Origin of the sequence: Variovorax brevis, from assembly GCF_030317105.1 — a bacterium.
GTDB lineage: Bacteria > Pseudomonadota > Gammaproteobacteria > Burkholderiales > Burkholderiaceae_C > Variovorax > Variovorax brevis.
The window spans coordinates 208,827-235,663 of record NZ_JASZYG010000003.1 but is presented as its reverse complement, the minus strand read 5'-3'; the positions used below and the strand labels follow the sequence as shown (position 1 = coordinate 235,663).

The window sequence follows — 26,837 nt, the reverse complement described above, 5'->3', positions numbered from 1 at the left end:
CTGCCGGCGCCTCTGGCGCGCCGGTCCCAAACTCTCAGATGAAAACAACAATCAGCCGCTTCCGCTTGCGCAGCGTTGCCGTACTCGTAGCAGGCGCATTCGCCACGCTGGCAGCCTGGGCCGTTGAGCCCTTCGTCGTTCGCGACATCCGGGTCGAAGGTTTGCAGCGGGTCGAGCCGGGCACCATCTTCGCGTCCATCCCCATCCGCGTGGGCGACACCTACAACGACGAACGCGGCTCGGCCGCCATCCGCGCGCTGTTCGATCTGGGCTTGTTCAAGGACGTTCGCATCGACGTCAACGGCAACGTCGTCGTGGTCATCGTCGAGGAGCGCCCGACCATCGCGGACGTGGACTTCGCGGGCGTCAAGGAGTTCGACAAGGACGTGCTGAAGAAGGCGCTGCGCGACGTTGGTCTGGCCGACGGACGGCCCTACGACAAGGCACTTGCCGATCGCGCCGAGCAGGAACTCAAGCGCCAGTACATCAGCCGCAGCCTCTACAACGCCGAAATCGTCACGACCGTGACGCCCATGGAGCGCAACCGCGTCAACCTGACCTTCACCGTGTCGGAAGGCGATACGGCGCGCATCCGCGAGATCCATGTCGTTGGCAACAAGGCCTTCAGCGAATCGACCCTGCTCGGACTGTTCGACCAGGATTCCGGTGGCTGGATGAGCTGGTACACCAAGTCCAACCAATACTCGCGCGCCAAGCTCAACGCCGACCTGGAAACGCTGCGCTCGTACTACCTGACCCGCGGCTACCTCGAGTTCCGGATCGACTCGACCCAGGTGGCGATCTCGCCGGACCGCCAGGACCTGTCCGTCACGGTGAACATCACCGAAGGCGAGAAGTTCGTCGTGTCGGGCGTCAAGCTGCAGGGCAACTTTCTGGGGCGTGACGAGGAGTTCAAGTCGCTGGTGACCATCAAGCCAGGCGAGCCCTACAACGGCGAGCAGGTCACGGAAACCACGAAGGCGTTCACGGACTACTTCGGTACCTTCGGCTACGCCTTTGCCCGCGTGCAGGCGCGCCCGGAGGTGGATCGCGTCAACAACCGCGTCGCGCTGACCTTGCAGGCCGAGCCCTCGCGCCGGGTCTACGTGCGCCGCATCAGCGTGAACGGCAACAACCGCACCCGCGACGAAGTCGTTCGACGCGAATTCCGTCAGTACGAAGCGTCCTGGTATGACGGCGACCGCATCAAGCTCTCGCGCGACCGCGTGGACCGCCTGGGTTACTTCACCGAAGTCAATCTGGAAACGCAGGAGGTGCCCGGCTCGCCTGACCAAGTCGACTTGGCGATGACGGTGGTCGAAAAGCCTACGGGCACCTTGCAATTGGGTGCAGGTTTCTCGACGGCCGAAAAGGTCTCGTTCAACTTCGGCATCTCGCAGGAAAACGTGTTCGGCTCGGGCAACTACCTGGGCTTGCAGGTCAACACCAGCAAGTACAACCGGACCATCCAGATCACGAGTACGGATCCGTATTTCACGAAGGACGGGATCTCGCGCACCTTCGACGTCTACTACCGGACGACGCGGCCGTACTACGCACAGGACGGTGACTACACCTTGGTGAACCAGGGTGGAACGCTGCGCTTCGGCGTGCCATTCAGTGAAGTGGATACCGTCTTCTTTGGTCTTGGCGCCGAAAGCTATCGCTTCGATCCGGGGACCAATATCGCCAGCGGCACGCCACAGGCCTATCGCGACTTCTTCAAGTGCGCGACCTCGCCAGACGGCCAGTTCATTACCAATTGCGCCAATGACAGCGTCTGGGGCATTCCATTCACCATCGGCTGGGCGCGGGACGCGCGCGACAGCGCACTGGTACCGACCCGCGGGCGCTTGCAGCGCGCCAACCTGGAGATCGGCACGGGCGGTGATCTGAAATATTTCAAGGGTGGCTACCAGATCCAGCAGTTCATCCCGTTGAGCAAGCAATACACCTTTGCCATGAATGCCGAGGTTGGCTATGGCAAAGCCTACGGCTCCACGGAGGGTGTGAAGAACGACTTCCCGGTCTTCAAGAACTACTATGCCGGCGGCTTGGGATCCATTCGTGGCTTTGAACAGAACTCCCTGGGCCCGCGTGACAGCGTGACGCAAGCTGCGCTCGGCGGCACCAAGAAGGCCATCTTCAATGCCGAAATCAATACGCCATTCCCGGGCGCCGGCAATGACCGGACTCTGCGCCTGTATGGCTTCTTCGACATCGGCAATGTGTTCACCGACCGGACCGTCGGCATGTCGGACGCCGCCTGGGAAGCGCAAAGAATGCTGCGTTCGTCCGTCGGTATCGGCATTAGCTGGGTCTCGCCATTGGGCCCCTTGCGCCTGGCTTATGCGTTCCCGGTCAAATACCAGAAGTTCGATGCGGTGAATAACATCCCCGAGGATAGAATTCAGCGCGTGCAATTCCAGATCGGAACGTCCTTTTAATGAATTCATTGCATCGTGCTGCCGCGGCGCTGCTGATACCCGCCTTCGCCATTTGCGCCAGCCCGGCGCAGGCGCAGGAGACCTTTCGCGTCGGGTTCGTGAACCCCGACCGCGTGCTGCGCGAGGCGCAACCTGCCAAGGCCGCCCAGGCCAAGCTGGAAGCGGAGTTCTCCAAGCGCGACAAGGATCTCCAGGCGCAGGGCGAAGCATTGAAGGCGGCGTCCGAGAAGTTCGAGCGCGAGGCCCCGACCCTGGCCGAATCCCAGCGCGCTGCACGCCAGCGCGCGCTGATTGACCAGGACCGCGAATTCCAGCGCAAGCGCCGCGAGTTCCAGGAAGACCTCAACGCCCGCAAGAACGAAGAACTCCAGCAGGTCTACGAGCGCGCCAACCGTGTGGTCAAGCAAGTGGCCGAAGCCGAGAAGTACGACGCCATCCTGCAGGAAGCGATCTACATCAATCCCAAGCACGACATCACCGACAAGGTGATCAAGGCGCTGAACGCCTCCGGCAACGGACCTCTTGCGCCTGCGGCAGCCGCGCCCGGCGCACCCGCCGGCAACAGGTAGGCCCCAGCCGAGGCTGGCGAATTGGCGTGGCACTGCAACTCGCAGCCATCGTTGAAGCCCTTGGGGGCGAATTGCAGGGCGATCCGACCCGTTCCATCGAGCGTCTGGCCCCCTTGCAGCGGGCGACGTCGGCGGAACTCGCCTTCCTGAGCAGTCCCAAGTTCCAGAAGGATCTGGCCGCCTCGCACGCGGGCTGCGTCATCGTCTCGCCGGCGATGCGCGACGCCGCGGCGGCGCGGGGTGACTTCATCGTCACTGCGGACCCTTACCTGTATTTCGCGCGCCTCACGCAATTGTGGAAGGCACGTCTTTCGACGAAGCGGGGAGAGCGCATCCATCCGAGCGCCGTCATCGATCCCGATGCGGACATCGACCCCACGGCCGAAATCGGGGCCCTCTGCGTCGTCGAGCGGGGTGCGCGCATCGGTGCGGGTACGGTGCTCAAGTCGCGCGTCACGATCAGTGAAGACTGCGTGATTGGCGCCCGTTGCCTGCTGCACCCGGGCGTGGTCATCGGTGCGGACGGATTCGGCCTCGCGCCGCACGAAGGCCAGTGGGTCAAGATCGAGCAACTGGGTGCCGTGCGCATCGGAGACGACGTCGAGATCGGCGCCAACACCTGCATCGACCGCGGCGCGCTCGACGACACCATCATCGAAGACGGTGTCAAGCTCGACAACCTCATCCAGATCGGCCACAACGTGCGCATCGGCAAGAACACGGCGATGGCGGGCTGCTCGGCCGTCGCGGGCAGCGCCGTCATCGGCGCGAACTGCACGGTGGCGGGCGCAGGCATGGTTCTCGGCCATCTGACGCTGGCGGATGGCGTGCACATCTCGGCCGCGTCGCTGGTCACGCGCTCCATTCACAAGCCGGGTCAATACACTGGCGTGTTCCCCATCGACGACAATGCGTCCTGGGAGAAGAACGCTGCGACGCTGCGGCACCTCCATTCATTGCGGGAGCGAATCAAGGCGCTCGAAAAAAGCCTTCCGCAAGACAAGACATCATGACGCTCGACATCCATCAAATCCTCAAGCTGCTGCCGCATCGCTATCCCTTCCTGCTCGTCGACCGCGTGCTCGAGATGGAGAAGGGCAAGAGCATCAAGGCGCTCAAGAACGTCACGATGAACGAGCCTTTTTTCAATGGCCATTTTCCGCATCGTCCGGTGATGCCAGGCGTGCTGATGCTCGAAGCCATGGCGCAGGCCGCCGCGCTGCTGTCCTTCCACTCGCTGGACATCGTGCCGGACGAAAACATGGTCTATTACTTCGCGGCCATCGATGGCGCGCGTTTCAAGCGTCCCGTGGAACCCGGCGACCAACTCACGCTCGAAGTCGAAATCGAGCGCATGAAGGCGGGCATCTCCAAGTTCAAGGGCCGCGCCCTGGTGGGCTCAGAACTCGCTTGTGAGGCGCACCTGATGTGCGCGATGCGCCAGATCAACTGAAGCGTTTGCGGGCATGACGCAGATTCATTCGACGGCGATTGTCGAATCCGGTGCACAACTGGATGAGACGGTCGTCGTGGGTCCTTATGCGCTGATTGGCGCCAAGGTGCGCATAGGCGCCGGGACGACGGTCGGGCCGCATTGCATCGTCGAAGGCCGGACGACGATCGGAAGGGACAATCAGTTTTTCCAGTTCTCGTCGATTGGCGCCAAGCCGCAGGACAAGAAGTACGCGGGCGAAGACACCGAACTTGTCATCGGCGACCGCAACACGGTCCGCGAGTTCTGCACCTTCAATCTGGGTGTGCCGGCGGCCGGCGGTGTCACGCGCATTGGCAATGACAACTGGATCATGGCCTATACGCACATCGCGCATGACTGCCTGGTCGGCAACAACACCACGTTCTCCAACAATGCAACGCTGGCCGGCCACGTGGAAATCGGCGACTGGGTCACGGTGGGCGGCCTCGTTGGCATCCACCAGTTCGTCAAGGTCGGCGCACACGCCATGATCGGGTTTGCCAGTGCAGTGACGCAGGACATTCCGCCCTACATGCTGGTGGACGGCAACCCGCTGGCCGTGCGTGGCTTCAACGCGATCGGCCTGCGCCGCCACGGCTTCTCACCGGAGCGCATGGCGGCCGTGAAGCAGATGCACCGCTTGCTGTACCGCCAGGGCAAAACGTTGGAAGAAGCACGCGCCGCCATCACTGCGCTTTCCGGCGAGATGCCGGAGGCCGTGGCCGACATCGAGATGATGAACGCCTTCCTCGCCGGCGCGACGCGCGGCATTGCCCGCTGACGCCCGGCATGGACGCGAAGCAGCGGCAATTCGCGCTTGTCGCAGGCGAGGCATCCGGCGACCTGCTGGCCGGCCTGATGATGGATGGCCTGCAAGCCCGATGGCCCGACATGAAGGCGGCCGGCATCGGCGGTCCCCGAATGATCGAGCGTGGGTTCGAAAGCTGGTGGCCGCAGGAAAAGCTGGCCGTTCGCGGCTACATCGAGGTGCTGCGCCACTACCCCGAAATCGCCGCGATCCGGCGCCAACTCAAGGCGCGCGTATTGCGCGAGTGGCCGGAAATTTTCATTGGCGTCGATGCGCCGGACTTCAACCTCGACCTCGAGGCCGGGCTGCGTTCACGGGGCATGAAGACGGTGCACTTCGTGTGCCCCTCGATCTGGGCCTGGCGGCCCGAACGCATCGAAAAGATCCGCGCGGCAGCAGACCATGTGCTGTGCATCTTCCCGTTCGAGCCTGCCCTGCTGGCCGAGCAGGGCGTGTCGGGAAGCTATGTGGGCCATCCGCTGGCCAAGGTCATTCCGATGGTGCCGGACCGCGCTGCGGCGCGCAACGCGCTCGACCTGGATCCAGCGGCGACGGTCGTGGCCTTGCTGCCGGGCAGCCGACGCTCCGAACTGCGCTACATCGCTTCGCGCTTCTTCCAGGCCGCCGCGCTGCTCCGCCGAGAGGACGCGACGATGCGTTTCGTGATGCCGACGCTGCCGAGCCTGCGCGCCGAGGCCCAGCAGATGCTGCAGGCCAGTGGACTGCAGGACCACGTCAAGCTGGTCGAAGGCCAGTCGCACGCGGTGCTGGCTGCGTGCGATGCCACGATGGTGGCCAGTGGCACCGCGACGCTGGAGGCCGCCCTCTTCAAGCGGCCGATGGTCATTGGCTACAACATGAACTCGCTCACCCTGCGCTTGATGGTCCGCAAGCAGTTGCAGCCTTGGGTGGGTCTGCCCAACATCCTCTGCGGCGAATTCGTGGTGCCCGAACTCATCCAGGACGAAATGACGCCGGAGGCACTCGCCGCGGCGACCCTCGACTGGCTGCGCTCTCCTGACAAGGTGCAAGCACTGCAACAAAGATTCACTGAACTGCACAGCGAATTGCTGCGCGACACGCCCACACTCTGCGCCGATGCGATCGAAAAAGTTCTTGAAGGCTGAGCAGGCGTCATTCGTCTGGGAGACGCCGGGCCTGGTCGCGGGCGTCGACGAAGCGGGGCGCGGACCGCTGGCCGGGCCGGTCGTGGCGGCGGCCGTCATCCTGGACGACATGCGCCCGATTCGCGGCCTCGCCGATTCCAAGACCCTGACGGCCTTGCAGCGCGAAAAGCTGCACGACCAGATCTTGGCGAAGGCGCTGTGCTGCTCCGTGGCGCAGGCCACGGTCGAGGAAATCGACACGCACAACATCCTGCAGGCCACGATGATCGCCATGCGGCGCGCGGTCGAGGGTTTGCGGCTGAAGCCGGGCAAAGTCCTGGTCGACGGGAACCGGCTGCCCACGCTCGACGTGCTGGCGGAAGCCATCGTCAAGGGGGACGCCCTTGTGAAGGCGATTTCTGCCGCGTCGATACTTGCCAAGGTTCACCGCGACCGGCTGTGCGAGCAACTCCACGCCGAATATCCCCACTACGGCTTTGCCGGGCACAAGGGCTACGGTACGCCCGAGCACCTGGAGGCGCTGCGAATCCACGGCGCTTGCGTGCATCACCGGCGCTCCTTCAGTCCGGTGGCGGCGGTGATGGCGACGCAAAGGACGGCGGCGGTCATGACCACGCAGATGGCGTCGATCATGACGACGCATGACGTCACGGTGGCGAGCATCGCGGTTTCGCCATGACCAATCCGGACGTCACCCAGGTCACTTCACGCGACAACCCGCTCCTGAAAGACCTGCGCAAGCTGGCGCAAGACCCGGGCGCATACCGCAAGCTGGGCCGCATCTGGCTGGAAGGCGACCACCTGTGCCGGGCGGCGCGCGAGCGGGGTGTGCGGCCGGCCATTGCGATCTTTGCGGAATCCCTCTGGGAAACGGCGCGCGTGCAATGGGCGGGTTGCGCCGACAAAACCGTCGTGATGCCGGACGCGCTGTTGCAGGGCATCAGCGGGCTCGAATCGCCAGCGCCCATGGGATTCGTGCTGGATCTGCCCGCGCCGGCTGCGGTGGCGGCGGATGCGCCGACGGTGGTGCTCGATCGCCTGCAGGACGCCGGCAACGTGGGCTCCGTGCTCCGTAGCGCTGCGGCATTCGGGTTCAAGCAGGTCATCGCCCTCAAGGGCACGGCCGCGCTGTGGGCGCCCAAGGTGCTGCGGGCGGGCATGGGCGCGCATTTCGGGCTTCGCCTCATCGAGGGCGCGGACATTGCCGCGCTGGACACCTTGGCGGTGCCGCTTTTGGCCACCAGTTCGCACGACGGCCAGTGGCTGCACGAGGCGCAGGCGCGTCGCACCCTGCCCAATCCCTGCGCCTGGCTGCTGGGCCACGAAGGGCAGGGCGTCTCCCACGAATTGCAGTCCCGGGCCACCCACCTCATCCGCATCGTGCAGCCGGGCGGCGAGGAGTCCCTGAACGTGGCCGCCGCCGCCGCCATCTGCTTACATGCCAGTGCGGCAGGATCAGTAGAAACGTTAATCGCCCGGTTATAATCAGAGGCTATCCCGCTACACCCCGCCCACCGCGCACGCAAGCCAACTCTTCGACGAAAGTTGCAAGCCCCGAGTCACGTCTTGGGTTCGCTTTGGGCGTCATCCATCCGGAGAACCCAGTGCTTTTGTCTCTCAAGGGAGTTTTCCCGCCCGCCATCCTGGCGCTCGCAGACGGCACGGTCTTTCTCGGCAATTCGATTGGCGCCGCTGGCGCCACCGTCGGCGAGGTGGTGTTCAACACCGCCATCACCGGTTATCAGGAAATCCTCACCGATCCGAGCTACTGCCAGCAGATCGTGACGCTCACGTACCCGCACATCGGCAACTACGGCGTCAATGAGGAAGATATCGAAGCTGAAAAGATCCACGCCGCAGGGCTGATCATCAAGGACCTTCCGCTGGTTGCGTCCAACTTCCGCAAGACTTCCACGCTGAACGACTACCTGGTGCGTGGCAAGACCGTTGCCATTGCCAACATCGACACGCGCAAGCTCACCCGCCACCTGCGCACCAAGGGTGCGCAAAACGGCTGCATCCTGGGCCTGGCGCAAGGCGAGACGGTGACGCAGGCGCTGATCGACAAGGCTATCGCCGCCGCCAAGGACGCGCCGAACATGGCGGGTCTCGACTTGGCCAAGGTCGTCTCGGTCAAGCAAACCTACGAGTGGACGCAAACCGAGTGGAAGCTCGGCTCGGGCTACGGCGTGCAGATCACGCCGAAGTTCCACGTCGTCGCATTCGACTTCGGCGTCAAGAAGAACATCCTGCGCATGATCGCCCAGCGCGGCGCGCGCATCACGGTGGTGCCGGCGCAAACCTCGGCCGAGGACGTGCTCAAGCTCAAGCCTGATGGCATCTTCCTGGCCAACGGCCCCGGGGATCCGGAGCCTTGCGACTATGCGATCAAGGCTGTCAAGACGCTGATCGAAACCGGCATTCCGACTTTCGGCATCTGCCTGGGCCACCAGATCATGGCGCTCGCCTCAGGCGCGAAGACCTTCAAGATGAAGTTCGGCCACCACGGCGCGAACCACCCGGTCAAAGACCTCGACAACGGCCGCGTGAGCATCACCAGCCAGAACCACGGCTTCGCAGTCGACGAGAAGACGCTGCCCGCCAACCTGCGCCCCACCCACATCAGCCTGTTCGACAACACGCTGCAAGGCTTGGCGCGCACCGACAAGCCGGCCTTCTGCTTCCAGGGTCACCCGGAAGCCTCGCCGGGCCCGCACGACATCAGCTATCTGTTCGACCGCTTCACGGCATTGATGGAGACACACAAAAATGCCTAAGCGCACAGACCTCAAAAGCATCCTCATCATCGGCGCTGGCCCGATCATCATCGGCCAGGCCTGCGAGTTCGACTACTCCGGCGTGCAAGCCTGCAAGGCGCTGCGCGAAGAGGGCTACAAGGTCATCCTGATCAACAGCAACCCTGCGACGATCATGACCGACCCGGCCACCGCCGACGTCACCTACATCGAGCCGATCACGTGGCAGACGGTCGAGAAGATCATCGCCAAGGAACGCCCCGACGCGATCCTGCCGACCATGGGCGGCCAGACCGCGCTGAACTGTGCGCTGGACCTGTGGCGCAACGGCGTGCTCGACAAGTACAAGGTCGAGCTGATCGGTGCCTCGCCCGAAGCCATCGACAAGGCAGAAGACCGCCTGAAGTTCAAGGACGCGATGACCAAGATCGGTCTCGGTTCGGCGCGCTCGGGCATTGCGCATTCGATGGAAGAAGCGTGGGGCGTCCAGAAGACCGTCGGCTTCCCGACCGTGATTCGCCCCAGCTTCACGCTCGGCGGCACCGGCGGCGGCATCGCCTACAACCCGGAAGAGTTCGAAGTCATCTGCAAGCGCGGTCTCGAAGCCTCGCCGACCAACGAGTTGCTGATCGAAGAATCGCTGCTCGGCTGGAAAGAGTACGAAATGGAAGTGGTCCGCGACAAGGCGGACAACTGCATCATTGTGTGCTCGATCGAAAACCTCGACCCGATGGGCGTGCACACGGGCGACTCGATCACGGTCGCGCCAGCGCAGACGCTGACGGACAAGGAATACCAGATCATGCGCAACGCCAGCCTCGCTGTGCTGCGCGAGATCGGCGTGGACACGGGCGGTTCGAACGTTCAGTTCTCGGTCAATCCGAAGGACGGCCGCATGATCGTCATCGAGATGAACCCGCGCGTGTCGCGTTCGTCGGCGCTGGCATCGAAGGCGACAGGTTTCCCGATCGCCAAGGTCGCGGCCAAGCTCGCCATCGGCTACACGCTGGACGAACTGCGCAACGAAATCACCGGCGGCGCGACCCCGGCGTCGTTCGAGCCGTCGATCGACTACGTGGTCACCAAGATCCCGCGTTTCGCCTTCGAGAAGTTCCCGCAGGCCGACTCGCGCTTGACGACGCAGATGAAGTCCGTCGGCGAAGTCATGGCCATGGGCCGCACCTTCCAGGAATCGTTCCAGAAGGCGCTTCGTGGCCTCGAAGTCGGCGTCGACGGCATGAACGAGAAGACGCAAGACCGCGAAGTGCTCGAGAAGGAACTGGGTGAGCCCGGCCCCGAGCGCATCTGGTACGTGGGCGACGCGTTCGCGCAAGGCATGTCGGTGGATGAAGTGTTCGCACTCACCAAGATCGACCGCTGGTTCCTCGTGCAGATCGAAGAGATCGTCAAGATCGAGCTCGAGCTGGAAACCACGTCGCTGGACGCGCTCGACGCCGCCACGCTGCGCCTCCTGAAGCAAAAGGGCTTCTCGGATCGCCGCCTCGCCAAACAGCTCAAGACCACCGACACGGCCGTGCGCGAAAAGCGCCGTGCCCTGGGCGTGCGCCCGGTCTACAAGCGCGTGGACACCTGCGCGGCCGAGTTCGCCACGAACACGGCCTACATGTACTCGACCTATGAGGATGAGTGCGAAGCCGAGCCGACGAACAACAAGAAGATCATGGTGCTCGGCGGCGGTCCCAACCGCATCGGCCAGGGCATCGAGTTCGACTATTGCTGCGTACATGCGGCACTGGCGATGCGCGAGGACGGCTACGAGACCATCATGGTCAACTGCAATCCCGAAACCGTGTCGACCGACTACGACACCAGCGACCGCCTGTACTTCGAGCCGCTGACGCTCGAAGACGTGCTCGAAATCGTCGACAAGGAAAAGCCCACCGGCGTGATCGTGCAGTACGGCGGCCAGACGCCCCTGAAGCTCGCGCTCGACCTTGAAGCCAACGGCGTGCCGATCATCGGCACCACGCCGGACATGATCGACGCGGCCGAAGACCGCGAGCGCTTCCAGAAGCTGCTGAACGAACTCGGCCTGCGCCAGCCGCCCAACGCCACGGCGCGCACCGAAGGCGAGGCGCTGGAAAAGGCTGCCGCCCTCGGCTACCCGTTGGTGGTTCGCCCCAGCTACGTGCTCGGCGGCCGCGCGATGGAAATCGTGCACGAGCAGCGCGACCTCGAGCGCTACATGCGCGAGGCCGTCAAGGTGAGCAACGACTCGCCCGTGCTGCTCGACCGCTTCCTGAACGACGCGATCGAATGTGACGTCGACTGCCTGCGCGACGCCGAAGGCGCGACGCTCATCGGCGGCGTGATGGAGCACATCGAGCAAGCCGGCGTGCACTCGGGCGACTCCGCCTGCTCGCTGCCGCCGTACAGCCTGCGCGCCGACACCGTGGCCGAACTCAAGCGCCAGAGCGCCGCGATGGCCAAGGCCCTCAACGTGGTCGGCCTGATGAACGTGCAGTTCGCCATCCAGCAGAAGGACGGCCAGGACGTGATCTACGTGCTGGAAGTCAACCCGCGCGCATCGCGCACCGTGCCTTACGTGAGCAAGGCGACCGGCATCCAGCTGGCCAAGGTGGCGGCGCGTTGCATGGCCGGCACTTCGCTGGCCAAGCAAGGCATCACCAAGGAAGTGACGCCGCCTTACTTCAGCGTGAAGGAAGCGGTGTTCCCCTTCGTCAAGTTCCCGGGCGTGGACACCATCCTCGGCCCCGAGATGAAGTCGACTGGTGAAGTCATGGGCGTGGGAAAGACCTTTGGCGAAGCCTTCGTCAAGTCGCAGCTCGGCGCCGGCACGCACTTGCCGAAGTCCGGCAAGGTGTTCATCTCGGTGAAGAACAACGACAAGCCGCGCGCGCTGGAAGTGGCTCGCGGCCTCGCCAAGCTGGGCTTCCAGCTCATCGCCACCAAGGGCACGGCTGCGGCCATCCAGGCCGGCGGCGTCGAATGCGAGATGGTCAACAAGGTCACCGAAGGCCGCCCGCACATCGTGGACATGATCAAGAACAACGAGATTGCGCTGGTCATCAACACAGTGGAAGAGCGCCGCAACGCGATCACCGATTCGCGCCAGATCCGTACGTCGGCACTGCTGGCGCGCGTGACGACCATCACGACCATCTTCGGCGCGGAAGCGGCCGTCGAGGGCATGAAGCATCTGGACGAACTGGGCGTGATCTCGGTGCAGGAAATGCACGCACAGCTGGCAGACCAACTGGCTGCCGCCTGAGGCCCGAACGCGAAGGCACGCCATGGAATCGCAACTTGTCGAACTCGACCTGAGTGACTGGCAGGCGGCCACGCCGAACGAGGCGTGGATTGCTGAGCTGGAAGCCGGCAAGGTGCTCTACTTTCCGAAGCTGGCCTTCGAGTTCAAGCCCGAAGAGCGTGCCTTTCTCGACCCCGCGCTGTTGTCGCCCGATGTGCGCAACATCAGCCTGGATGGCAACGGCAAGCTCAAGGGCGTGGTCGGCGACGAGCCGGTGCAAAAGGCCGTGGGCGAGATGATCGGCCGCTTCCGCAGCCAGGCGCGCGCGCTGATCGACGGCTTGCTGCCGGCGTACAGCCCGGCGCTGCGCATGGCGCCCACGAGTTTCCGGCCGGCTCAAGTCGAAACGCGGGTGCAGTCCTGGCGTGCGGATGACCGGCGCTTGCACGTCGACTCATTTCCGTCGCGCCCAAACTACGGTGAGCGAATTCTCCGGGTGTTCACCAACGTGAATCCGGCCCACGCGCCGCGTGTGTGGCGGGTCGGCGAGCCCTTCGAGACGGTCGCCAAGCGCTTCCTTCCGCGTGCCAAGCCCTATTCGCGCTGGCAGGCCAAGGTGCTGCAAACCTTGCACGTCACCAAGTCCTTCCGCAGCGAATACGACCATCTGATGCTCCAGTTGCACGACGGCATGAAGTCGGACATGGACTATCAGCGCGACGCGCAGCAGCAAACGGTCGAGTTTCCGCCCGGCTCGGTGTGGGTCTGTTTTTCGGACCAGACTTCGCATGCCGTCATGTCAGGGCAATTCATGATGGAGCAAACGCTCCACTTGCCCGCAGCGAGCCAATACAATCCTGCTGCAAGCCCGCTGGCCATCCTGAGTCGGCTCACTGGCCGCACGCTCGTCTAGAATTTTTACTGAACAACCAGATACCGCCGAACGGCGACGTTCGGCGGTTTCGCTTTTTGACGCGGAACAAATCATGGCAACCATTCCAATCACCAAGCGCGGTGCTGAAAAGCTCAAACAAGAGTTGCAGCGCCTCAAGACCGTCGACCGCCCCTGGGTCATCAATGCGATCGCCGAAGCGCGCGCTCAGGGCGACCTGAGCGAGAACGCCGAATACGAAGCCGCCAAGGATCGCCAGGGCTTCATCGAAGGCCGGATCCAGGAAATCGAAGGCAAGCTGTCTGCCGCCCAGATCGTCGACCCGACGTCGGTGGAAGCGGGCGGCAAGGTCGTCTTCGGCGCCACGGTCGAGCTGGAAGAAGAAAGCTCGGGCGAAGCCGTGAAGTACCAGATCGTCGGTGAAGACGAAGCCGACCTGAAGCTGGGCCTGGTCAACATTTCCAGCCCGATCGCGCGCGCGCTCATCGGCAAGGAAGAGGGCGACACCGCCGAAGTGCAGGCGCCCGGCGGCCTCAAGCGCTACGAAATCGTCGGCGTCAGCTACGTCTAAGCCACTGTACGGATGAGCGCCTTCACGCAGCGACTTCCCGGTTTGGCCGCTGCGTTCTGGTGGGTGAGCCTGACGACGGTGGGCTTCATCGTCGTGCCGCTCCTGTTCGCCAACCTGCCGACGCCGGCAATGGCCGGGACGATGGCAGCGCGGCTCTTCACCGCCCAAACCTGGACCTCGATTGGCTGCACGCTGCTGCTTCTCGCCGTGGCGCGCTCTGACAAGGCAGGCCCGCACGCGCCTCACGTGGATGCGGCCATCGTCTTCGTGATTCTCGGTTTGCTGCTGGCACTGATCGGCGAGTTCGGGGTGGCCCCGCGCATCGTTGCGCGCGACAACCTCAAGCTCTGGCATGCCGTCGGCAGCGGGATCTACCTGGCGCAATGGGCTTGCGCCGGGACCGTGTTCTGGCGCGTGCTCAAGCCGTCAGCGGCCTGATTTCATTCATGCCAATGCTCGGCAACCCAAGCCGCCGGGCGAATGAAGCGAAACCGGCGATTGCGACGGCCCGCCAAGGCGTCCGGCGGATTGCATTCGCCATGAAAAATCACGATGCGCGCGCCATCCGGCACGAAGGGCCGGCGCCAGTAGTTCGTGGGCCACAAAGGAATGCCGTGGTACTTGAAGCTCGGGCACCATTCGCTGGGCCAGTACTGCAGTTTTCCCTGCTTGTGCAGGTAGTCCGACAGGTAGGTCTGCTCGTTGCGGAACTGCTCGCGAATCGCTACCTCGTTGGCGCGAAAGTAATCCAGCACGTCGGCGTGCTTGCCGATTTCGAAGCGGTAGACGGACGAATTGCCCGTCACGCGCCACGGCCGCCGGTAGTCCTTGATGATGTGAAACTCACCAGGCAGGGTGAAGAAGTCGTCCAGGCTCCCGACCACCACCACGTCCAGATCGAGGAACAGTGCAGGTCCCTGCAGGCCATACACGTCGGGCAGGTCTCGGCTGAAGGTCGTCAGCTTCTTCCACGCACGGTCGCGCACGCCGGCCAGTTCGGGCCGGATGTCGACCGGCGGGATGGGAAAGCACTCGACTTCGCTGCGAATGCCCTTGGCGTCATCGGTCAGGCAGATGAAGCGAAAGTCACCCGTGAGGTGCCTACGCGCCATCGCGTAGAGGTTGTTGACGTAGTACGCCTCGTACTTCGTGCCCCATTTCATGCAGATGATGTGACGCGTCACACCACGTGTCGTCGCACCCGCCACGATCAGTCGGCCTGGCGGCGCTTCTTGAGCGAAATCTGCTTGGGCTTGGCCCGCTTGATGGTGCCGCCGGGCGTCAGACGCTGGTTGCCCAGCACGCGCAGCGTCTTGACTTCAGGGCGCTGGCCGCCGCGCTTGCTGTACTTGAGGATCTTGACGTCGCGTGGGCCGGGCATGCGGTCTTCGTCAATGATGCGCTCTTTCTCGGGCTTGGGGCGCCACAGCACGAGCAGCTTGCCGATGTGCTGGATGGGCGCAGCGTCGAGTTCATTGGCGAGTTCCTGGAGCATCGATTCGCGGGCGAGGCGGTCGTCAGAGAACACACGGATTTTGATGAGCCCATGCGCCTTCAAGGCGGCATCGGCTTCTTTTTTGACGGCTGGCGTGAGCCCGTCGCCGCCCACCATCACGATTGGATCAAGATGATGCGCGTCGGAGCGGTGCACTTTGCGCTGGGCGGGAGTAAGTTGAATTGCGGGCATACCCGTATTATCGAGCGTAGATGAAGGTCAAGACCAAAAGCAAAAAAGTCAACAAGGCGTGGCTCAACGATCACGTCAATGATCCGTGGGTCAAGCTGGCCGCGCGGGAGGGCTATCGCGCGCGTGCTGCGTACAAGCTCAAGGAGATCGACGAGGCGCTGGGGCTCATCAAGCCCGGGCACATCGTGGTCGACCTGGGCTCGACGCCGGGCGCCTGGAGCCAATACGTCCGCCGGCGCCTGTCGCCTGCGGGTGCTGCCGCGGGGGAACTCAACGGGACGATCATCGCGCTGGACCTCCTGCCCATGGAGCCGGTCGAGGGCGTGCTTTTCCTGCAGGGAGACTTCCGCGAACCGGAAGTGCTGGAGCAACTCACGCAAGCCATGACGGGGCGGCTCGCCGACGTGGTGGTGTCCGACATGGCGCCGAATCTCTCCGGAATTGAATCGGCCGATGCAGCCCGCATCTCCCATCTGGTCGAATTGGCGGTGGATTTCGCCCAGCACCACATGAAGCCGGAGGGGGCGCTGGTCGTCAAACTCTTCCATGGGAGCGGCTACAGCGACCTCGTCACGCTTTTCAAGGGCCACTTCCGGGTGGTCAAACCGTTCAAGCCAAAGGCCTCGCGCGACAAATCGTCGGAAACCTTCCTCGTTGGAATTGGTCTCAAATAGTGCATATCGGGTGAAACTTCTTGATACCTTGCTGAAGTAGTCCACGCCTTGCATCGAAACCCGCACATGGCCTGTGGCTGCTAGGGCCAAATTCCCCGGTTTCGCAGCTTGAAAAGCCTAAAATAGGGGCCAATTGCGCCTTGAAGCGCGATTTTCATATTGCTGTCACGCGCTATTTCCCCCCGACTGGAGCTTCGTTTGAACAATCAGTGGTTTTCCAAAGTTGCCGTCTGGCTTGTCATCGCGATGGTGCTGTTTACTGTTTTCAAGCAGTTCGACACCCGCGGCGCAGCCGGCGCAGGCTATGTCGGGTACTCCGATTTCCTGGAAGAAGTGCGTGGCAACCGCATCAAGAGCGCGACCATCCAGGAAGGTCAGGGCGGCAGCGAAATCGTCGCCGTCACGACGGATGACCGCAAGATCCGCACGACTGCGACGTATCTTGACCGCGGCCTCGTGGGCGACCTGATCAACAACAACGTCAAGTTCGACGTCAAGCCGCGTGAAGAGGGCTCGCTCCTCATGACGCTGCTGGTGAGCTGGGGTCCCATGCTCCTGCTGATTGGCGTCTGGGTCTACTTCATGCGCCAGATGCAGGGCGGCGGAAAGGGCGGCGCCTTCAGCTTTGGCAAGAGCAAGGCGCGCATGCTCGACGAGAGCAGCAACCAGGTCACTTTTGCAGACGTCGCGGGTTGCGACGAAGCCAAGGAAGAAGTGAAGGAAGTCGTCGACTTCCTGAAAGATCCGGCCAAGTTCCAGAAGCTAGGCGGCCGCATTCCGCGTGGCTTGCTGCTGGTCGGCCCTCCGGGCACCGGCAAGACCTTGCTGGCCAAGTCGATCGCCGGTGAAGCCAAGGTTCCTTTCTTCTCCATCTCGGGTTCTGACTTCGTCGAAATGTTCGTCGGCGTGGGCGCGGCGCGTGTTCGCGACATGTTCGAGAACGCCAAGAAGAACGCTCCTTGCATCATCTTCATCGATGAAATCGACGCCGTGGGTCGGCAGCGTGGCGCGGGTCTGGGCGGCGGCAACGACGAACGCGAGCAAACCCTCAACCAGATGCTGGTCGAGATGGACGGCTTTGAAACCAATCTCGGCGTGATCGTGGTGGCTGCGACCAACCGCCCCGACATCCTTGACGCGGCCTTGCTGCGCCCCGGCCGTTTCGACCGCCAAGTCTATGTCACGCTGCCGGACATTCGTGGCCGCGAGCAGATCCTGGGCGTCCACATGCGCAAGATTCCGCTCGGCCAGGACGTGAACGCGAGCATCATTGCGCGCGGCACGCCGGGCATGTCCGGTGCCGACCTGGCCAACCTGTGCAACGAAGCCGCGCTGATGGCCGCCCGCCGCAACGCGCGCGTCGTTGAAATGCAGGACTTCGAAAAGGCCAAGGACAAGATCTTCATGGGCCCCGAGCGCAAGAGCATGGTCATGCCCGAGGAAGAGCGTCGCAACACGGCTTATCACGAGTCGGGCCACGCGCTCATCGGCAAGATGCTGCCCAAGTGCGACCCGGTCCACAAGGTCACGATCATTCCCCGCGGCCGTGCCCTCGGCGTGACCATGAGCCTGCCTTCGCAAGACCGCTACAGCTATGACCGCGAGTACATGCTCAACCAGATCAGCATGCTGTTCGGTGGCCGTATTGCCGAAGAAGTCTTCATGCACCAGATGACGACCGGCGCGAGCAACGACTTCGAGCGTGCGACGCAAATCGCCCGCGACATGGTCATGCGCTACGGCATGACCGAATCGCTCGGCCCGATGGTGTACGCCGAAAACGAAGGCGAAGTGTTCCTGGGCCGCTCGGTCACCAAGACCACCAACATGAGCGAATCGACCATGCAGAAGGTCGACGCCGAAGTGCGCAGGATCATCGACGAGCAGTACGCCCTGGCGCGCCGCCTGATCGAAGAGAACAGCGACAAGATGCACGCCATGGCGAAGGCGCTGCTCGAGTGGGAAACCATCGACAGCGACCAGCTCGACGACATCATGGCCGGTCGCGAACCGCGCCCGCCGAAGGACTGGACGCCGCGCGTCCCGCCTTCGGGCAGCGGTGGCAACGGCGGCACGCCGGCCGTCAAGCCCGATCCGGCGCCGACAGCAGCCTGAGCATGGTGCTGCAACAACGAACGGGGCCTCTGGCCCCGTTTTTCATGGGCGCACCATGGGTTTCGCGATGAACATGAACTGGCAGACATCCCGCTTCGTTATCGAGCTTGACCGGCCGCGCGTGATGGGCATCGTCAACGTGACGCCCGATTCGTTTTCGGACGGCGGCGCCTTCGAGACAACGTCCAGCGCGCTGGCGCATTGCGAGCAACTGCTGCGCGATGGTTGCGACATCCTGGACATCGGTGGCGAGTCCACGCGTCCTGGCAGTCCGGCCGTGGCGCTGGATGAAGAACTGGCGCGCGTGATGCCCGTCCTGCGCGAGGCAGTCAAACTCGGCGTGCCTGTGTCCATCGACACCTACAAGCCTGAAGTGATGCGCGCGGCTCTGGATCTGGGCGTGGACATCGTCAACGACATCTGGGCGCTTCGCCGGCCGGGTGCCGAGGCGGTGGTGGCGGCGCACCCTGGCTGTGGCGTATGCCTGATGCACATGCACCGGGATCCGCAAACCATGCAGGTCGCCCCGATGACCGGCGACGTGGTGCCGGCAGTCGTTGCCTTCCTGTCGGAACGGGCGCGTGTGCTGGAAAGCCTCGGCGTGGCGCCGCAGCGCATCGTGCTCGATCCGGGCATTGGCTTTGGCAAGACGGTGGAGCAGAACTTCGCGCTGCTTGCAAGGCAATCAGAAATTCTTGAGTTGGGCTATGCCGTTCTGGCGGGATGGTCGCGAAAATCGTCGCTCGGCGCCGTGACCGGCATCGACAACGCAGCGGAGCGCATGGTGCCGAGCATTTCCGCCGCCATCGTGGCCGCGGAGCGCGGCGCCCGCATTTTGCGGGTGCATGATGTCAAGGAAACAGTGGCGGCGCTGGCAGTGTGGCGCGCCGCCCGAACACAACAGATCGAAGGAGGACCCCCTCAATGAAACGCCAATATTTCGGCACCGACGGCATTCGCGGAACTGTGGGCGAGGCGCCCATCACGCCGGACTTCGTGCTTCGACTCGCCCATGCGGTCGGCCGCGTCCTGAAGAAGACCGAGACCCGGCCCAAGGTGCTCATCGGCAAGGACACGCGCATTTCCGGCTACATGCTCGAAAGCGCCCTGGAGTCGGGCTTCAATTCTGCTGGCGTCGACGTGGTGCTGCTCGGGCCACTGCCCACGCCTGGCGTCGCGTACCTCACACGCGCGCAGCGTGCGAGCCTGGGCGTGGTCATCAGCGCCAGCCACAACCCGTTCCCGGACAACGGCATCAAGTTCTTCAGCGCGCAGGGCACCAAGCTTGACGACGCGTGGGAGCAGGCCGTTGAGGCCGTGCTCGAAGAGCCGCCCGTGTGGGTGGACTCGGCCAGCCTCGGCAGGGCGCGCCGAATGGACGATGCAACGGGCCGCTACACGGAGTTCTGCAAGAGCACCTTTGCCAACGACCTCACGCTGCGGGGCATGAAGCTTGTCGTCGACAGTGCGCATGGCGCCGCCTACCAGGTCGCTCCGCAGGTGTTTCACGAACTGGGCGCTGATGTCATCAGCATTGGTGCCACGCCTGATGGTCTCAATATCAACAAGGGCTTCGGTGCGACGCATCCGCAAGCGTTGATCGAGGCCGTGAAGGCGCAAGGCGCCCACTACGGAATTGCGCTCGATGGCGACGCGGATCGACTTCAACTGGTCGACGCGAACGGTCGCCTCTTCAACGGCGACGAGTTGCTTTACCTGATGGTGAAGGAGCGCATCGGCCGCGGCGAGAAGCCTGCCGGTGTGGTCGGCACCCTCATGACCAACAAGGCCGTCGAGATGGCGGTGCGCAGCAAAGGCATCGAATTCGTGCGCGCCAAAGTCGGCGACCGCTACGTACTCGAGGAACTGGAGAAGCGCGGCTGGTTGCTCGGCGGCGAAGGCTCGGGTCACCTGCTGGCCCTGGATCGTCACACGACTGGCGACGGCATCGTCAGCGCCTTGCAGGTGCTCCAGGCGTGCGTGCGCAGCGGCAAGACTGTGGCGGAACTGCTGGGCGACGTGACGCTGTTCCCGCAGACGCTGATCAACGTCCGCCTTGCGCCGGGGCAGGACTGGAAGAACAACCAGGCGCTCGCCGCAGAGACGGAGCGCACGGAGGCCGAACTGGGCGACGCGGGCCGGGTCCTGATCCGCGCCAGCGGCACGGAACCGCTCGTGCGCGTGATGGTCGAGGCACGCAATGCCGAGCAGGCCGTGACCTGCGCACGCCGGCTGGCTGCCACGCTCGAGATACCTGCATGATCGACATCGTCGTTGCGGACTATCGCAACAAGGCGCATGCGGATGCATTGGTCCAGCTGATGGACGAGTATGCGCGGGACCCCGCAGGTGGCGGATCCGCTCTGCCTGCGGAAGTGAAGAACGGACTGCCCGAAGCACTCGCGGCGCGCCCTTCGGCCTTCAGCGTTTTGGCATTCGAGGCAGGGCAGGCGGTCGGCCTGATCAACTGCTTCGAAGGTTTTTCGACCTTTGCCTGCCGTCCGCTGGTCAACGTGCACGATGTCGTGGTCGTCGCCAGCCATCGCGGCCAACGCATCACGCAAAAGATGCTGGTTAAGGTGGAAGAACTGGCGCGCGAACGCGGCGCCTGCAAGCTCACGCTGGAAGTGCTCTCGGGCAATGTCGGCGCGATGCGCGCCTACGAGCGCGAAGGCTTCGCCGGCTACCAGCTCGATCCCGCGTTTGGCACCGCGACCTTCATGCACAAGAAGCTGTAAAAAGCGAAAGCCACCGCACGCAGGGTCGCGGTGGCTTCAGCAAGACCTCGAGGATTTCTCCCCGAAGTCAGGAACGCGCGATCAGAAGCGCGTCACGGGCGCTTCAATGTCGCGCTTTTCAACGGCGTACTTGCCCAGTTCCCATTTCGCGATCGCATTGCGGTGCACTTCGTCCGGGCCGTCCGCAAAGCGCAGCGTGCGCGCGCCGGCGTAGGCGGCAGCCAGCGGGAAGTCGTCGGACATGCCGCCGCCGCCGTGCACCTGCATGGCCCAGTCGATCACCTGGCAGGCCATGTTCGGCGCCACGACCTTGATCATGGCGATCTCGTTGCGCGCCACCTTGTTGCCGGCCACGTCCATCAGCCAGGCAGCCTTGAGCGTCAGCAGGCGGGCCATGTCGATCTTGCAGCGGGCTTCGGCGATGCGCTCTTGCGTCACGGTTTGCGAGGCGACGGTCTTGCCGAAGGCCACGCGTGAGGATGCGCGCTTGCACATGAGTTCAAGGGCGCGCTCGGCAAGGCCGATGAGGCGCATGCAGTGGTGAATGCGTCCCGGGCCAAGGCGGCCCTGGGCGATCTCGAAGCCGCGGCCTTCACCCAGCAGGATGTTGTCGACAGGCACGCGCACGTTCTCGAAGTACATCTCGACGTGGCCATGCGGCGCATCGTCATAGCCCATCACCGTCAGCGGACGCACGATGCGGATGCCCTTGGCGTCGGCCGGCACGATGATCATGCTTTGCTGCGAATGCTTGGCCGCTTCCGGATCGGTTTTGCCCATGGTGATGAACACGGCGCAACGCGGATCGGCCGCACCCGAGATCCACCACTTGTGGCCGTTGATGACGTATTCGTTGCCCTGGCGTTCGATGCGGGTCGCGATGTTGGTCGCGTCGCTCGATGCCACGGCCGGCTCGGTCATCGCGAAGGCCGAGCGGATCTCGCCTTCGAGCAGCGGCTTGAGCCAGCGCGCCTTGATGGCTTCGGAGCCATAGCGGGCAATGGTTTCCATGTTGCCGGTGTCCGGCGCCGAGCAGTTGAACGCTTCGCTGGCCCATGGCACGCGGCCCATGATTTCCGCCAGCGGCGCATATTCCTGGTTCGTGAGGCCCGCACCTTCGTAGCCCGAAGCCGCCGCGCTGTCGACTGGCAGGAACAGGTTCCACAGGCCCTGCGCACGTGCCTTCTGCTTGAGCTTCTCGACGGTTTGCAGCGCGGTCCAGCGCTTGCCTGCGGCCGTGTTGGCAGTGAGCTCGGCTGCATATTCGGCCTCGGCCGGATAGATGTAGTCGTCCATGAAGGCAGTGACGCGCTTCTGCAGCTCTTTCGTTTTGGCCGAGTATTCGAAATCCATGATGTCTCCTGTGAAATGGGTGCGTGTTCCGGGGCGCCGCTGCCTCAGGCTTGCTCGGCAAAGCGCCATGCCATCTCGGCCATGGGCTTCGCGCCGCGGCCCGATGCCACGGCTTGTTCGCTCGACGCGGTGCCGGCTTCCACCCGCTTGGCAATGCCTTGCAGGATGGCGGCGATGCGGAACATGTTGTAGGCGAGGTAGAAGTTCCAGTCCGGCGCCAGCGCCTCCGGCGTGGTGATGCCGGTGCGCTCGCAGTAGCGGCGGATGTATTCGCTTTCGGTGGGGATGCCCAGGCTCTGGACGTCGAGCCCGCCCAAGCCGCGGAACGAGCCCGGCGGAATGTGCCAGGACATGCAGTGGTAGCTGAAGTCCGCCAGCGGATGGCCCAGCGTCGACAGTTCCCAATCGAGCACGGCAATGGCGCGCGGCTCGGTGGCGTGGAACATCAGGTTGTCCAGGCGGTAGTCGCCATGCACGACGCTCGTCCTGCTTTCGTCCTTTGCGCTGGCCGGAATGTGCGCCGGCAGCCATTCCATCAGGCGATCCATCTCAGGAATCGGCTGCGTGACGGAGGCGACGTATTGCTTGCTCCAGCGGCCGATCTGGCGATCGAAGTAGTTGCCCGGCTTGCCGTAGTCCGCCAGGCCGCGCTCGGCCACATTGACGGTGTGCAGCGCGGCGATCACGCGGTTCATTTCGTCATAGATCGCGCTGCGCTCGGCGTTGCTCATGCCCGGCAGCGACTGGTCCCAGAGCACGCGCCCTTGCATGAACTCCATGACGTAGAAGGCGCGGCCGATGACCGATTCGTCTTCGCACAGGCAATGCATGCGCGGCACGGGCACGCCGGTGCCGGCCAGTCCGCTCATGACCTTGAACTCGCGCTCCACGGCATGCGCGGAAGGCAGCAGCTTGGCCACCGGGCCGGGCTTGGCCCGCATCACGTAGCTTTGCGAAGGCGTGACGAGCTTGTACGTGGGGTTGGACTGGCCGCCCTTGAACATCTCGACGGTCAGCGGACCCTTGAAGCCCTCGAGGTTCTTTTCAAGCCAGGACGTCAATGCACCGACGTCGAATGCATGCTGCTGCGAAACGGCACGGGTGCCGACGAAATTGTTGAAGTCCTGCGTCATGAAGTCTTTATTGATCAGATTCCGAGATGCGCATCAGCGCGGCGCGATCCAGCACGACGAGCCCGCCCGGTTCGATGCGGATGACGTCCTCGCGCTCCATGGCCTTGAGTTCCTGGTTCACGCGTTGCCTGGAAGCGCCCAACAGTTGCGCCAGTTCTTCTTGCGCCAGATGCAGGCCGATGCGCATCTGGCTGCCGTCTGCCAGGTTGGGTACGCCATAGCTGCGCACCAGATGAATCAATTGCTTGGCCAGGCGGGCACGCAGCGGCAGGGTGTTGAGGTCTTCCACCAGTCCGAAGAGCTGGCGAATGCGCCGCGCCTGCAGGCGCATGAGCGCTTCGTACAACTCCACGTGCGTCGCAAGAATCTTCTGGAAGTCCGCCCGGGCCACGCACAGGATGGTGGAATCGCCATGCGCATAGGCGTCGTGCGTGCGCCGGTCCCCGTCGAACATTGCCACGTCGCCAAACCAGATGCCGGGCTCCACGTAGGTCAGCGTGACCTGCTTGCCCGACACGGCCGTCGAGCTCACGCGCACCGCTCCCTTGGCGCAGGCAATCCACTGCTCGGGCGGGTCGCCGCGCGCAGCGATCAGGTCGCCGTCCTTGAAGCGTTTGACGAATGCACATCGGAGAATGTCGTGCCGAAGCGAAGGTGAAAGAGTGCTGAACCAGCGACCACTGTTGATCGCTTCACGTTCTTCGATGGTAAGAATGGGGTCGTCCATTGGCCTGTCCTGTCGGCGACTGAAATGATGAAGGCTGTCACGAGAGCGACGCGACGCGACGCTCATGCGTAGCGCGGCTGCTCCTTGGCCAGAAAGGCCGCGATGCCGATGCCGGCATTGGGGTGATGAAGGTTGCGCACGAAGTGATCGCGCTCCGTGTCGAGATGCGCTGAAAGGGTTGCGTTGGCGCCGTCACTGAGCAACTCCTTGGCGCTGGCCAGCGCGTTCGGTGCCCGCGCGTTGAGCTTTTCCGCCAAGGCCAGCGCGGTGGACAAGGCCTGCCCGTTGTCGGCAAGCTGGTTCACGAGGCCGAGGGCATGAAGACGCTCGGCGCCGATGCGCTCGCCCAGCATCATCCATTCACTGGCGACTTGCCGGGGCAGTGCCTGCGCCAGTTGCCAACTGAGTCCGCCGTCGGGCGACAGCGCGATGTTGCTGTACGACGCTGCAAAGATGGCGTCGCGTGCCGCAACGATGAAGTCGCATGCCAGCGCCAGCGAAAAGCCCGCACCCGCCGCCGCGCCTTCGACCGCCGCAATGATCGGCTTGGGATAGGCCCGGATCGCCTCGATCCAGTTGTGCAGCGCCTCGATGCTTTGCGCCTGCGCCGCCGGCTCGAGTTCGCGATTGGCCTGCAGGCGCTGCAATGAACCGCCAGCGCTGAACCACGGGCCTTCGCCGGTGATGATCACGCTGCGGATCTCGTGGCTGTTCTCGGCCCCGTTGAGCGTTTCGATGCCTGCCGCGTACATGTCCGGCCCCAGCGCGTTGCGCTGCGAGGGATTGGACAGCGTCAGCACCATCGTGCTGCCTTCGGTCGTGCTCTTGAGTTGTGCGGTCATTGCGTAGCGCCTTCAGGAGGAGGTCAATCTTCTTCGTGCTTGAGGCTCAGGCCCAGCGCGCCACGGCGCCGCAGCCACGGGCTGGGGCGATAGCGCGGATCGCCGTATACCGTCTGCAGATTGAACAGCACTTCGAGCATGTTGGTCGGGCCGTAAAGGTCGCCCATCGCAAGCGGACCTTGCGGATAGCCCAGGCCGAGCCGCACCGCGGTCTCCAGGTCGGCAGGCGAGCAGATCCGCTGCTGGCACATGTCCGCCGCGATGTTGACGATGGTGGCGATCACGCGCTGCGTCACGAAGCCGCCGCTGTCGCGAATCACGCTCACGGCCTTGCCGTCGCGGGCGAACAGGGCATGGGCGGCGTCGCGGATGTCGCGGCGCGTGGCGGGATTGGTGGCGATCACGCGGCGCTTGGTGGCGACGTCATCGACCAGCATGTCGATGCCGATCGTTCGCGTGGCGTCGAGCCGTTCGACCGCGGCCACGGTCGTCACGTCGAAGCCCAGCGGTGCCACCACGATCAGCGCGGCGGAAGAGGGCGTGGCGCCGCTTTCAAGTTGCGCGCCCAGCGTATGGACGAGCTTGAGCAGGTCCGGTCGACGCGCCGCACGGGGCGACACCCAGACCGGCGGCAACGCCTCGAGGACCGGGGTGGGCGCTTCAGGCGTGATCTGCGCGGCGCCATCGACGTAACGATAGAAGCCTTCGCCCGACTTGCGACCCACGGCACCGGCCGCAAGGCGTTGCGCGGTGATGACGCTCGGACGGAAGCGCGGCTCTTCGTAGTACTGGTGGTAGATCGACTCCATCACCGGATGGGACACGTCCAGCGCCGTGAGGTCCATCAGTTCGAAGGGGCCGAGCCGGAAGCCGCCCTGGTCCTTGAGGATGCGGTCGATGGTCGCAAAGTCGGCAACGCCTTCGCCCACGATGCGAAGCGCCTCCGTGCCGTAGCCGCGACCTGCGTGGTTCACGATGAAGCCCGGCGTGTCCTGCGTTTGCACTGCGCTGTGGCCCATCTGGGCAGCGTACCCCGCAAGGCGCTCGCACAGCGCACGGTCCGTCTTGAAGCCGGCGACGACTTCGACCACCTTCATCAGCGGCACCGGGTTGAAGAAGTGAAAACCTGCGAAGCGCTCGGGATTCGACAGCCTCGCGGCAATGGCCGTCACCGACAGGGAAGACGTGTTGGTGACCAACGTGGCGCTCTTCGAGACGATGCCTTCGAGATCGCGGAAAAGCTGGCGCTTGATCTCCAGGTTTTCGACGATGGCTTCGATCACCAGATCGCAATCCGCGAAATCCTTCGTCGAATCGACGGCCTTCAGGCGCGCAGCGCAGGCATCGCGACTCGCGGCATCAAGCTTGCCTTTTTCCTGCAGCTTGGCCCAAGTGCCGACCACGGCGTCGAGCGCGCGTTGGGCGGCGCCGGCCATGGTGTCGACAAGCAGCACTTCGCTACCGGCCTGTGCAGCAATCTGGGCGATGCCCCGTCCCATGGCGCCGGCACCGACGACGCCGATCTTGGAATAATTCACAGTCATTTGCTAATTGTCTCTATATGTAAGTGGCCAAATCTGACCAGCGTGTCAGAATGTGTTTACTTTCTATTGCCTTCAATCCCTTTTGCAATCTCCGCGTTTAAAAGCGGCCCTCCTTTTACTCGGGTTCGCACTCCAATCGCACGCATTG

Annotated in this window: 25 protein-coding genes; 18 read left to right on the top strand and 7 right to left on the bottom strand. The window is 63.8% G+C overall.

Features of this window, described 5'->3' with window-relative positions; all coding sequences use genetic code 11:
- Positions 1 to 38: 38 nt before the first annotated feature.
- The 13 genes from bamA to QTI66_RS09880 all read left to right on the top strand — a co-directional run bounded on the left by bamA (position 39) and on the right by QTI66_RS09880 (position 14,314).
- Entirely contained in the window at positions 39 to 2,447 is a 2,409-nt protein-coding gene (gene bamA, locus QTI66_RS09940) for an outer membrane protein assembly factor BamA (RefSeq protein ID WP_286559343.1), read from the top strand.
- A complete protein-coding gene (locus QTI66_RS09935) occupies positions 2,447 to 3,016 on the top strand; it encodes an OmpH/Skp family outer membrane protein (RefSeq protein WP_286559341.1) in 570 nt (189 codons plus the stop codon). The genes bamA and QTI66_RS09935 overlap by 1 nt, the downstream gene beginning before the upstream one ends.
- Before the next feature lie 26 nt (positions 3,017 to 3,042).
- Positions 3,043 to 4,029 (top strand): UDP-3-O-(3-hydroxymyristoyl)glucosamine N-acyltransferase, encoded by a 987-nt coding sequence (gene lpxD, locus QTI66_RS09930; protein ID WP_286559340.1) that lies wholly within the window; start codon positions 3,043 to 3,045, stop codon positions 4,027 to 4,029.
- Positions 4,026 to 4,469 (top strand): 3-hydroxyacyl-ACP dehydratase FabZ, encoded by a 444-nt coding sequence (fabZ, locus tag QTI66_RS09925; RefSeq protein ID WP_286559339.1) that lies wholly within the window; start codon positions 4,026 to 4,028, stop codon positions 4,467 to 4,469. Before lpxD ends, fabZ begins: the two co-directional genes overlap by 4 nt.
- Before the next feature lie 13 nt (positions 4,470 to 4,482).
- Positions 4,483 to 5,271, top strand: coding sequence for an acyl-ACP--UDP-N-acetylglucosamine O-acyltransferase (gene lpxA / locus QTI66_RS09920; protein WP_286559338.1), 789 nt, complete (start codon positions 4,483 to 4,485; stop codon positions 5,269 to 5,271).
- Between the two features lie 8 nt (positions 5,272 to 5,279).
- Entirely contained in the window at positions 5,280 to 6,425 is a 1,146-nt protein-coding gene (gene lpxB, locus QTI66_RS09915) for a lipid-A-disaccharide synthase (protein ID WP_286559337.1), read from the top strand.
- Entirely contained in the window at positions 6,397 to 7,104 is a 708-nt protein-coding gene (gene rnhB / locus QTI66_RS09910; protein WP_286559336.1) for a ribonuclease HII, read from the top strand. Before lpxB ends, rnhB begins: the two co-directional genes overlap by 29 nt.
- Positions 7,101 to 7,910 carry a TrmH family RNA methyltransferase gene (locus QTI66_RS09905; protein ID WP_286559335.1) on the top strand — a complete coding sequence of 270 codons (810 nt, stop codon included), beginning with the start codon at positions 7,101 to 7,103 and terminating at the stop codon, positions 7,908 to 7,910. Before rnhB ends, QTI66_RS09905 begins: the two co-directional genes overlap by 4 nt.
- A gap of 119 nt (positions 7,911 to 8,029) precedes the next feature.
- Positions 8,030 to 9,202 carry a glutamine-hydrolyzing carbamoyl-phosphate synthase small subunit gene (gene carA / locus QTI66_RS09900; RefSeq protein WP_286559333.1) on the top strand — a complete coding sequence of 391 codons (1,173 nt, stop codon included), beginning with the start codon at positions 8,030 to 8,032 and terminating at the stop codon, positions 9,200 to 9,202.
- Positions 9,195 to 12,434, top strand: coding sequence for a carbamoyl-phosphate synthase large subunit (gene carB, locus QTI66_RS09895; protein ID WP_286559332.1), 3,240 nt, complete (start codon positions 9,195 to 9,197; stop codon positions 12,432 to 12,434). The genes carA and carB overlap by 8 nt, the downstream gene beginning before the upstream one ends.
- A gap of 22 nt (positions 12,435 to 12,456) precedes the next feature.
- Positions 12,457 to 13,326, top strand: a complete 870-nt coding sequence (gene kdoO, locus QTI66_RS09890) for a Kdo hydroxylase KdoO (RefSeq protein ID WP_286559331.1) — start codon at positions 12,457 to 12,459, stop codon at positions 13,324 to 13,326.
- A gap of 73 nt (positions 13,327 to 13,399) precedes the next feature.
- Positions 13,400 to 13,876 carry a transcription elongation factor GreA gene (greA, locus tag QTI66_RS09885; RefSeq protein WP_286559330.1) on the top strand — a complete coding sequence of 159 codons (477 nt, stop codon included), beginning with the start codon at positions 13,400 to 13,402 and terminating at the stop codon, positions 13,874 to 13,876.
- Positions 13,877 to 13,888: 12 nt separating this feature from the next.
- Positions 13,889 to 14,314: a DUF4149 domain-containing protein gene (locus QTI66_RS09880; RefSeq protein WP_286559329.1), complete on the top strand. Its 426-nt coding sequence runs from the start codon at positions 13,889 to 13,891 to the stop codon at positions 14,312 to 14,314.
- 2 nt (positions 14,315 to 14,316) lie between these two features.
- On the opposite strand, the gene QTI66_RS09875 is transcribed toward QTI66_RS09880, so the two are convergent.
- Positions 14,317 to 15,039 (bottom strand): glycosyltransferase, encoded by a 723-nt coding sequence (locus tag QTI66_RS09875; protein ID WP_286559954.1) that lies wholly within the window; start codon positions 15,037 to 15,039, stop codon positions 14,317 to 14,319.
- A gap of 47 nt (positions 15,040 to 15,086) precedes the next feature.
- Complete coding sequence (locus tag QTI66_RS09870) at positions 15,087 to 15,563, bottom strand: YhbY family RNA-binding protein (protein WP_286559328.1); 477 nt, start codon at positions 15,561 to 15,563, stop codon at positions 15,087 to 15,089.
- A gap of 20 nt (positions 15,564 to 15,583) precedes the next feature.
- Here QTI66_RS09870 and QTI66_RS09865 point away from each other — a divergent pair, with 20 nt between their 5' ends.
- The 5 genes from QTI66_RS09865 (at position 15,584) to QTI66_RS09845 (ending at position 21,090) form a co-directional block, all read left to right on the top strand.
- On the top strand, positions 15,584 to 16,237 hold the full coding sequence (locus tag QTI66_RS09865) for an RlmE family RNA methyltransferase (RefSeq protein ID WP_286559327.1): 654 nt from the start codon (positions 15,584 to 15,586) through the stop codon (positions 16,235 to 16,237).
- Positions 16,238 to 16,435: 198 nt separating this feature from the next.
- Entirely contained in the window at positions 16,436 to 18,352 is a 1,917-nt protein-coding gene (ftsH, locus tag QTI66_RS09860) for an ATP-dependent zinc metalloprotease FtsH (RefSeq protein ID WP_286559326.1), read from the top strand.
- 73 nt (positions 18,353 to 18,425) lie between these two features.
- Positions 18,426 to 19,280, top strand: a complete 855-nt coding sequence (gene folP / locus QTI66_RS09855; protein WP_286559325.1) for a dihydropteroate synthase — start codon at positions 18,426 to 18,428, stop codon at positions 19,278 to 19,280.
- Positions 19,277 to 20,614, top strand: a complete 1,338-nt coding sequence (gene glmM, locus QTI66_RS09850) for a phosphoglucosamine mutase (RefSeq protein WP_286559324.1) — start codon at positions 19,277 to 19,279, stop codon at positions 20,612 to 20,614. The genes folP and glmM overlap by 4 nt, the downstream gene beginning before the upstream one ends.
- Complete coding sequence (locus QTI66_RS09845; RefSeq protein ID WP_286559322.1) at positions 20,611 to 21,090, top strand: GNAT family N-acetyltransferase; 480 nt, start codon at positions 20,611 to 20,613, stop codon at positions 21,088 to 21,090. The genes glmM and QTI66_RS09845 overlap by 4 nt, the downstream gene beginning before the upstream one ends.
- Positions 21,091 to 21,171: 81 nt before the next feature.
- Here the strand turns inward: QTI66_RS09845 and QTI66_RS09840 are convergent, their stop codons facing one another.
- The 5 genes from QTI66_RS09840 to QTI66_RS09820 form a co-directional block, all read right to left on the bottom strand.
- Entirely contained in the window at positions 21,172 to 22,443 is a 1,272-nt protein-coding gene (locus QTI66_RS09840; RefSeq protein WP_286559321.1) for an acyl-CoA dehydrogenase family protein, read from the bottom strand.
- Positions 22,444 to 22,487: 44 nt separating this feature from the next.
- The gene (locus QTI66_RS09835; protein WP_286559320.1) at positions 22,488 to 23,576 is read right to left on the bottom strand and encodes a phosphotransferase; all 1,089 of its coding nucleotides are present in this window, start codon (positions 23,574 to 23,576) and stop codon (positions 22,488 to 22,490) included.
- Positions 23,577 to 23,583: 7 nt separating this feature from the next.
- Positions 23,584 to 24,303, bottom strand: coding sequence for a Crp/Fnr family transcriptional regulator (locus tag QTI66_RS09830; RefSeq protein ID WP_286559318.1), 720 nt, complete (start codon positions 24,301 to 24,303; stop codon positions 23,584 to 23,586).
- Between the two features lie 62 nt (positions 24,304 to 24,365).
- The gene (locus QTI66_RS09825; RefSeq protein ID WP_286559316.1) at positions 24,366 to 25,145 is read right to left on the bottom strand and encodes an oxepin-CoA hydrolase, alternative type; all 780 of its coding nucleotides are present in this window, start codon (positions 25,143 to 25,145) and stop codon (positions 24,366 to 24,368) included.
- A 23-nt stretch (positions 25,146 to 25,168) separates the two neighbouring features.
- Positions 25,169 to 26,689 (bottom strand): 3-hydroxyacyl-CoA dehydrogenase, encoded by a 1,521-nt coding sequence (locus tag QTI66_RS09820; protein ID WP_286559314.1) that lies wholly within the window; start codon positions 26,687 to 26,689, stop codon positions 25,169 to 25,171.
- Positions 26,690 to 26,837: the final 148 nt, after the last annotated feature.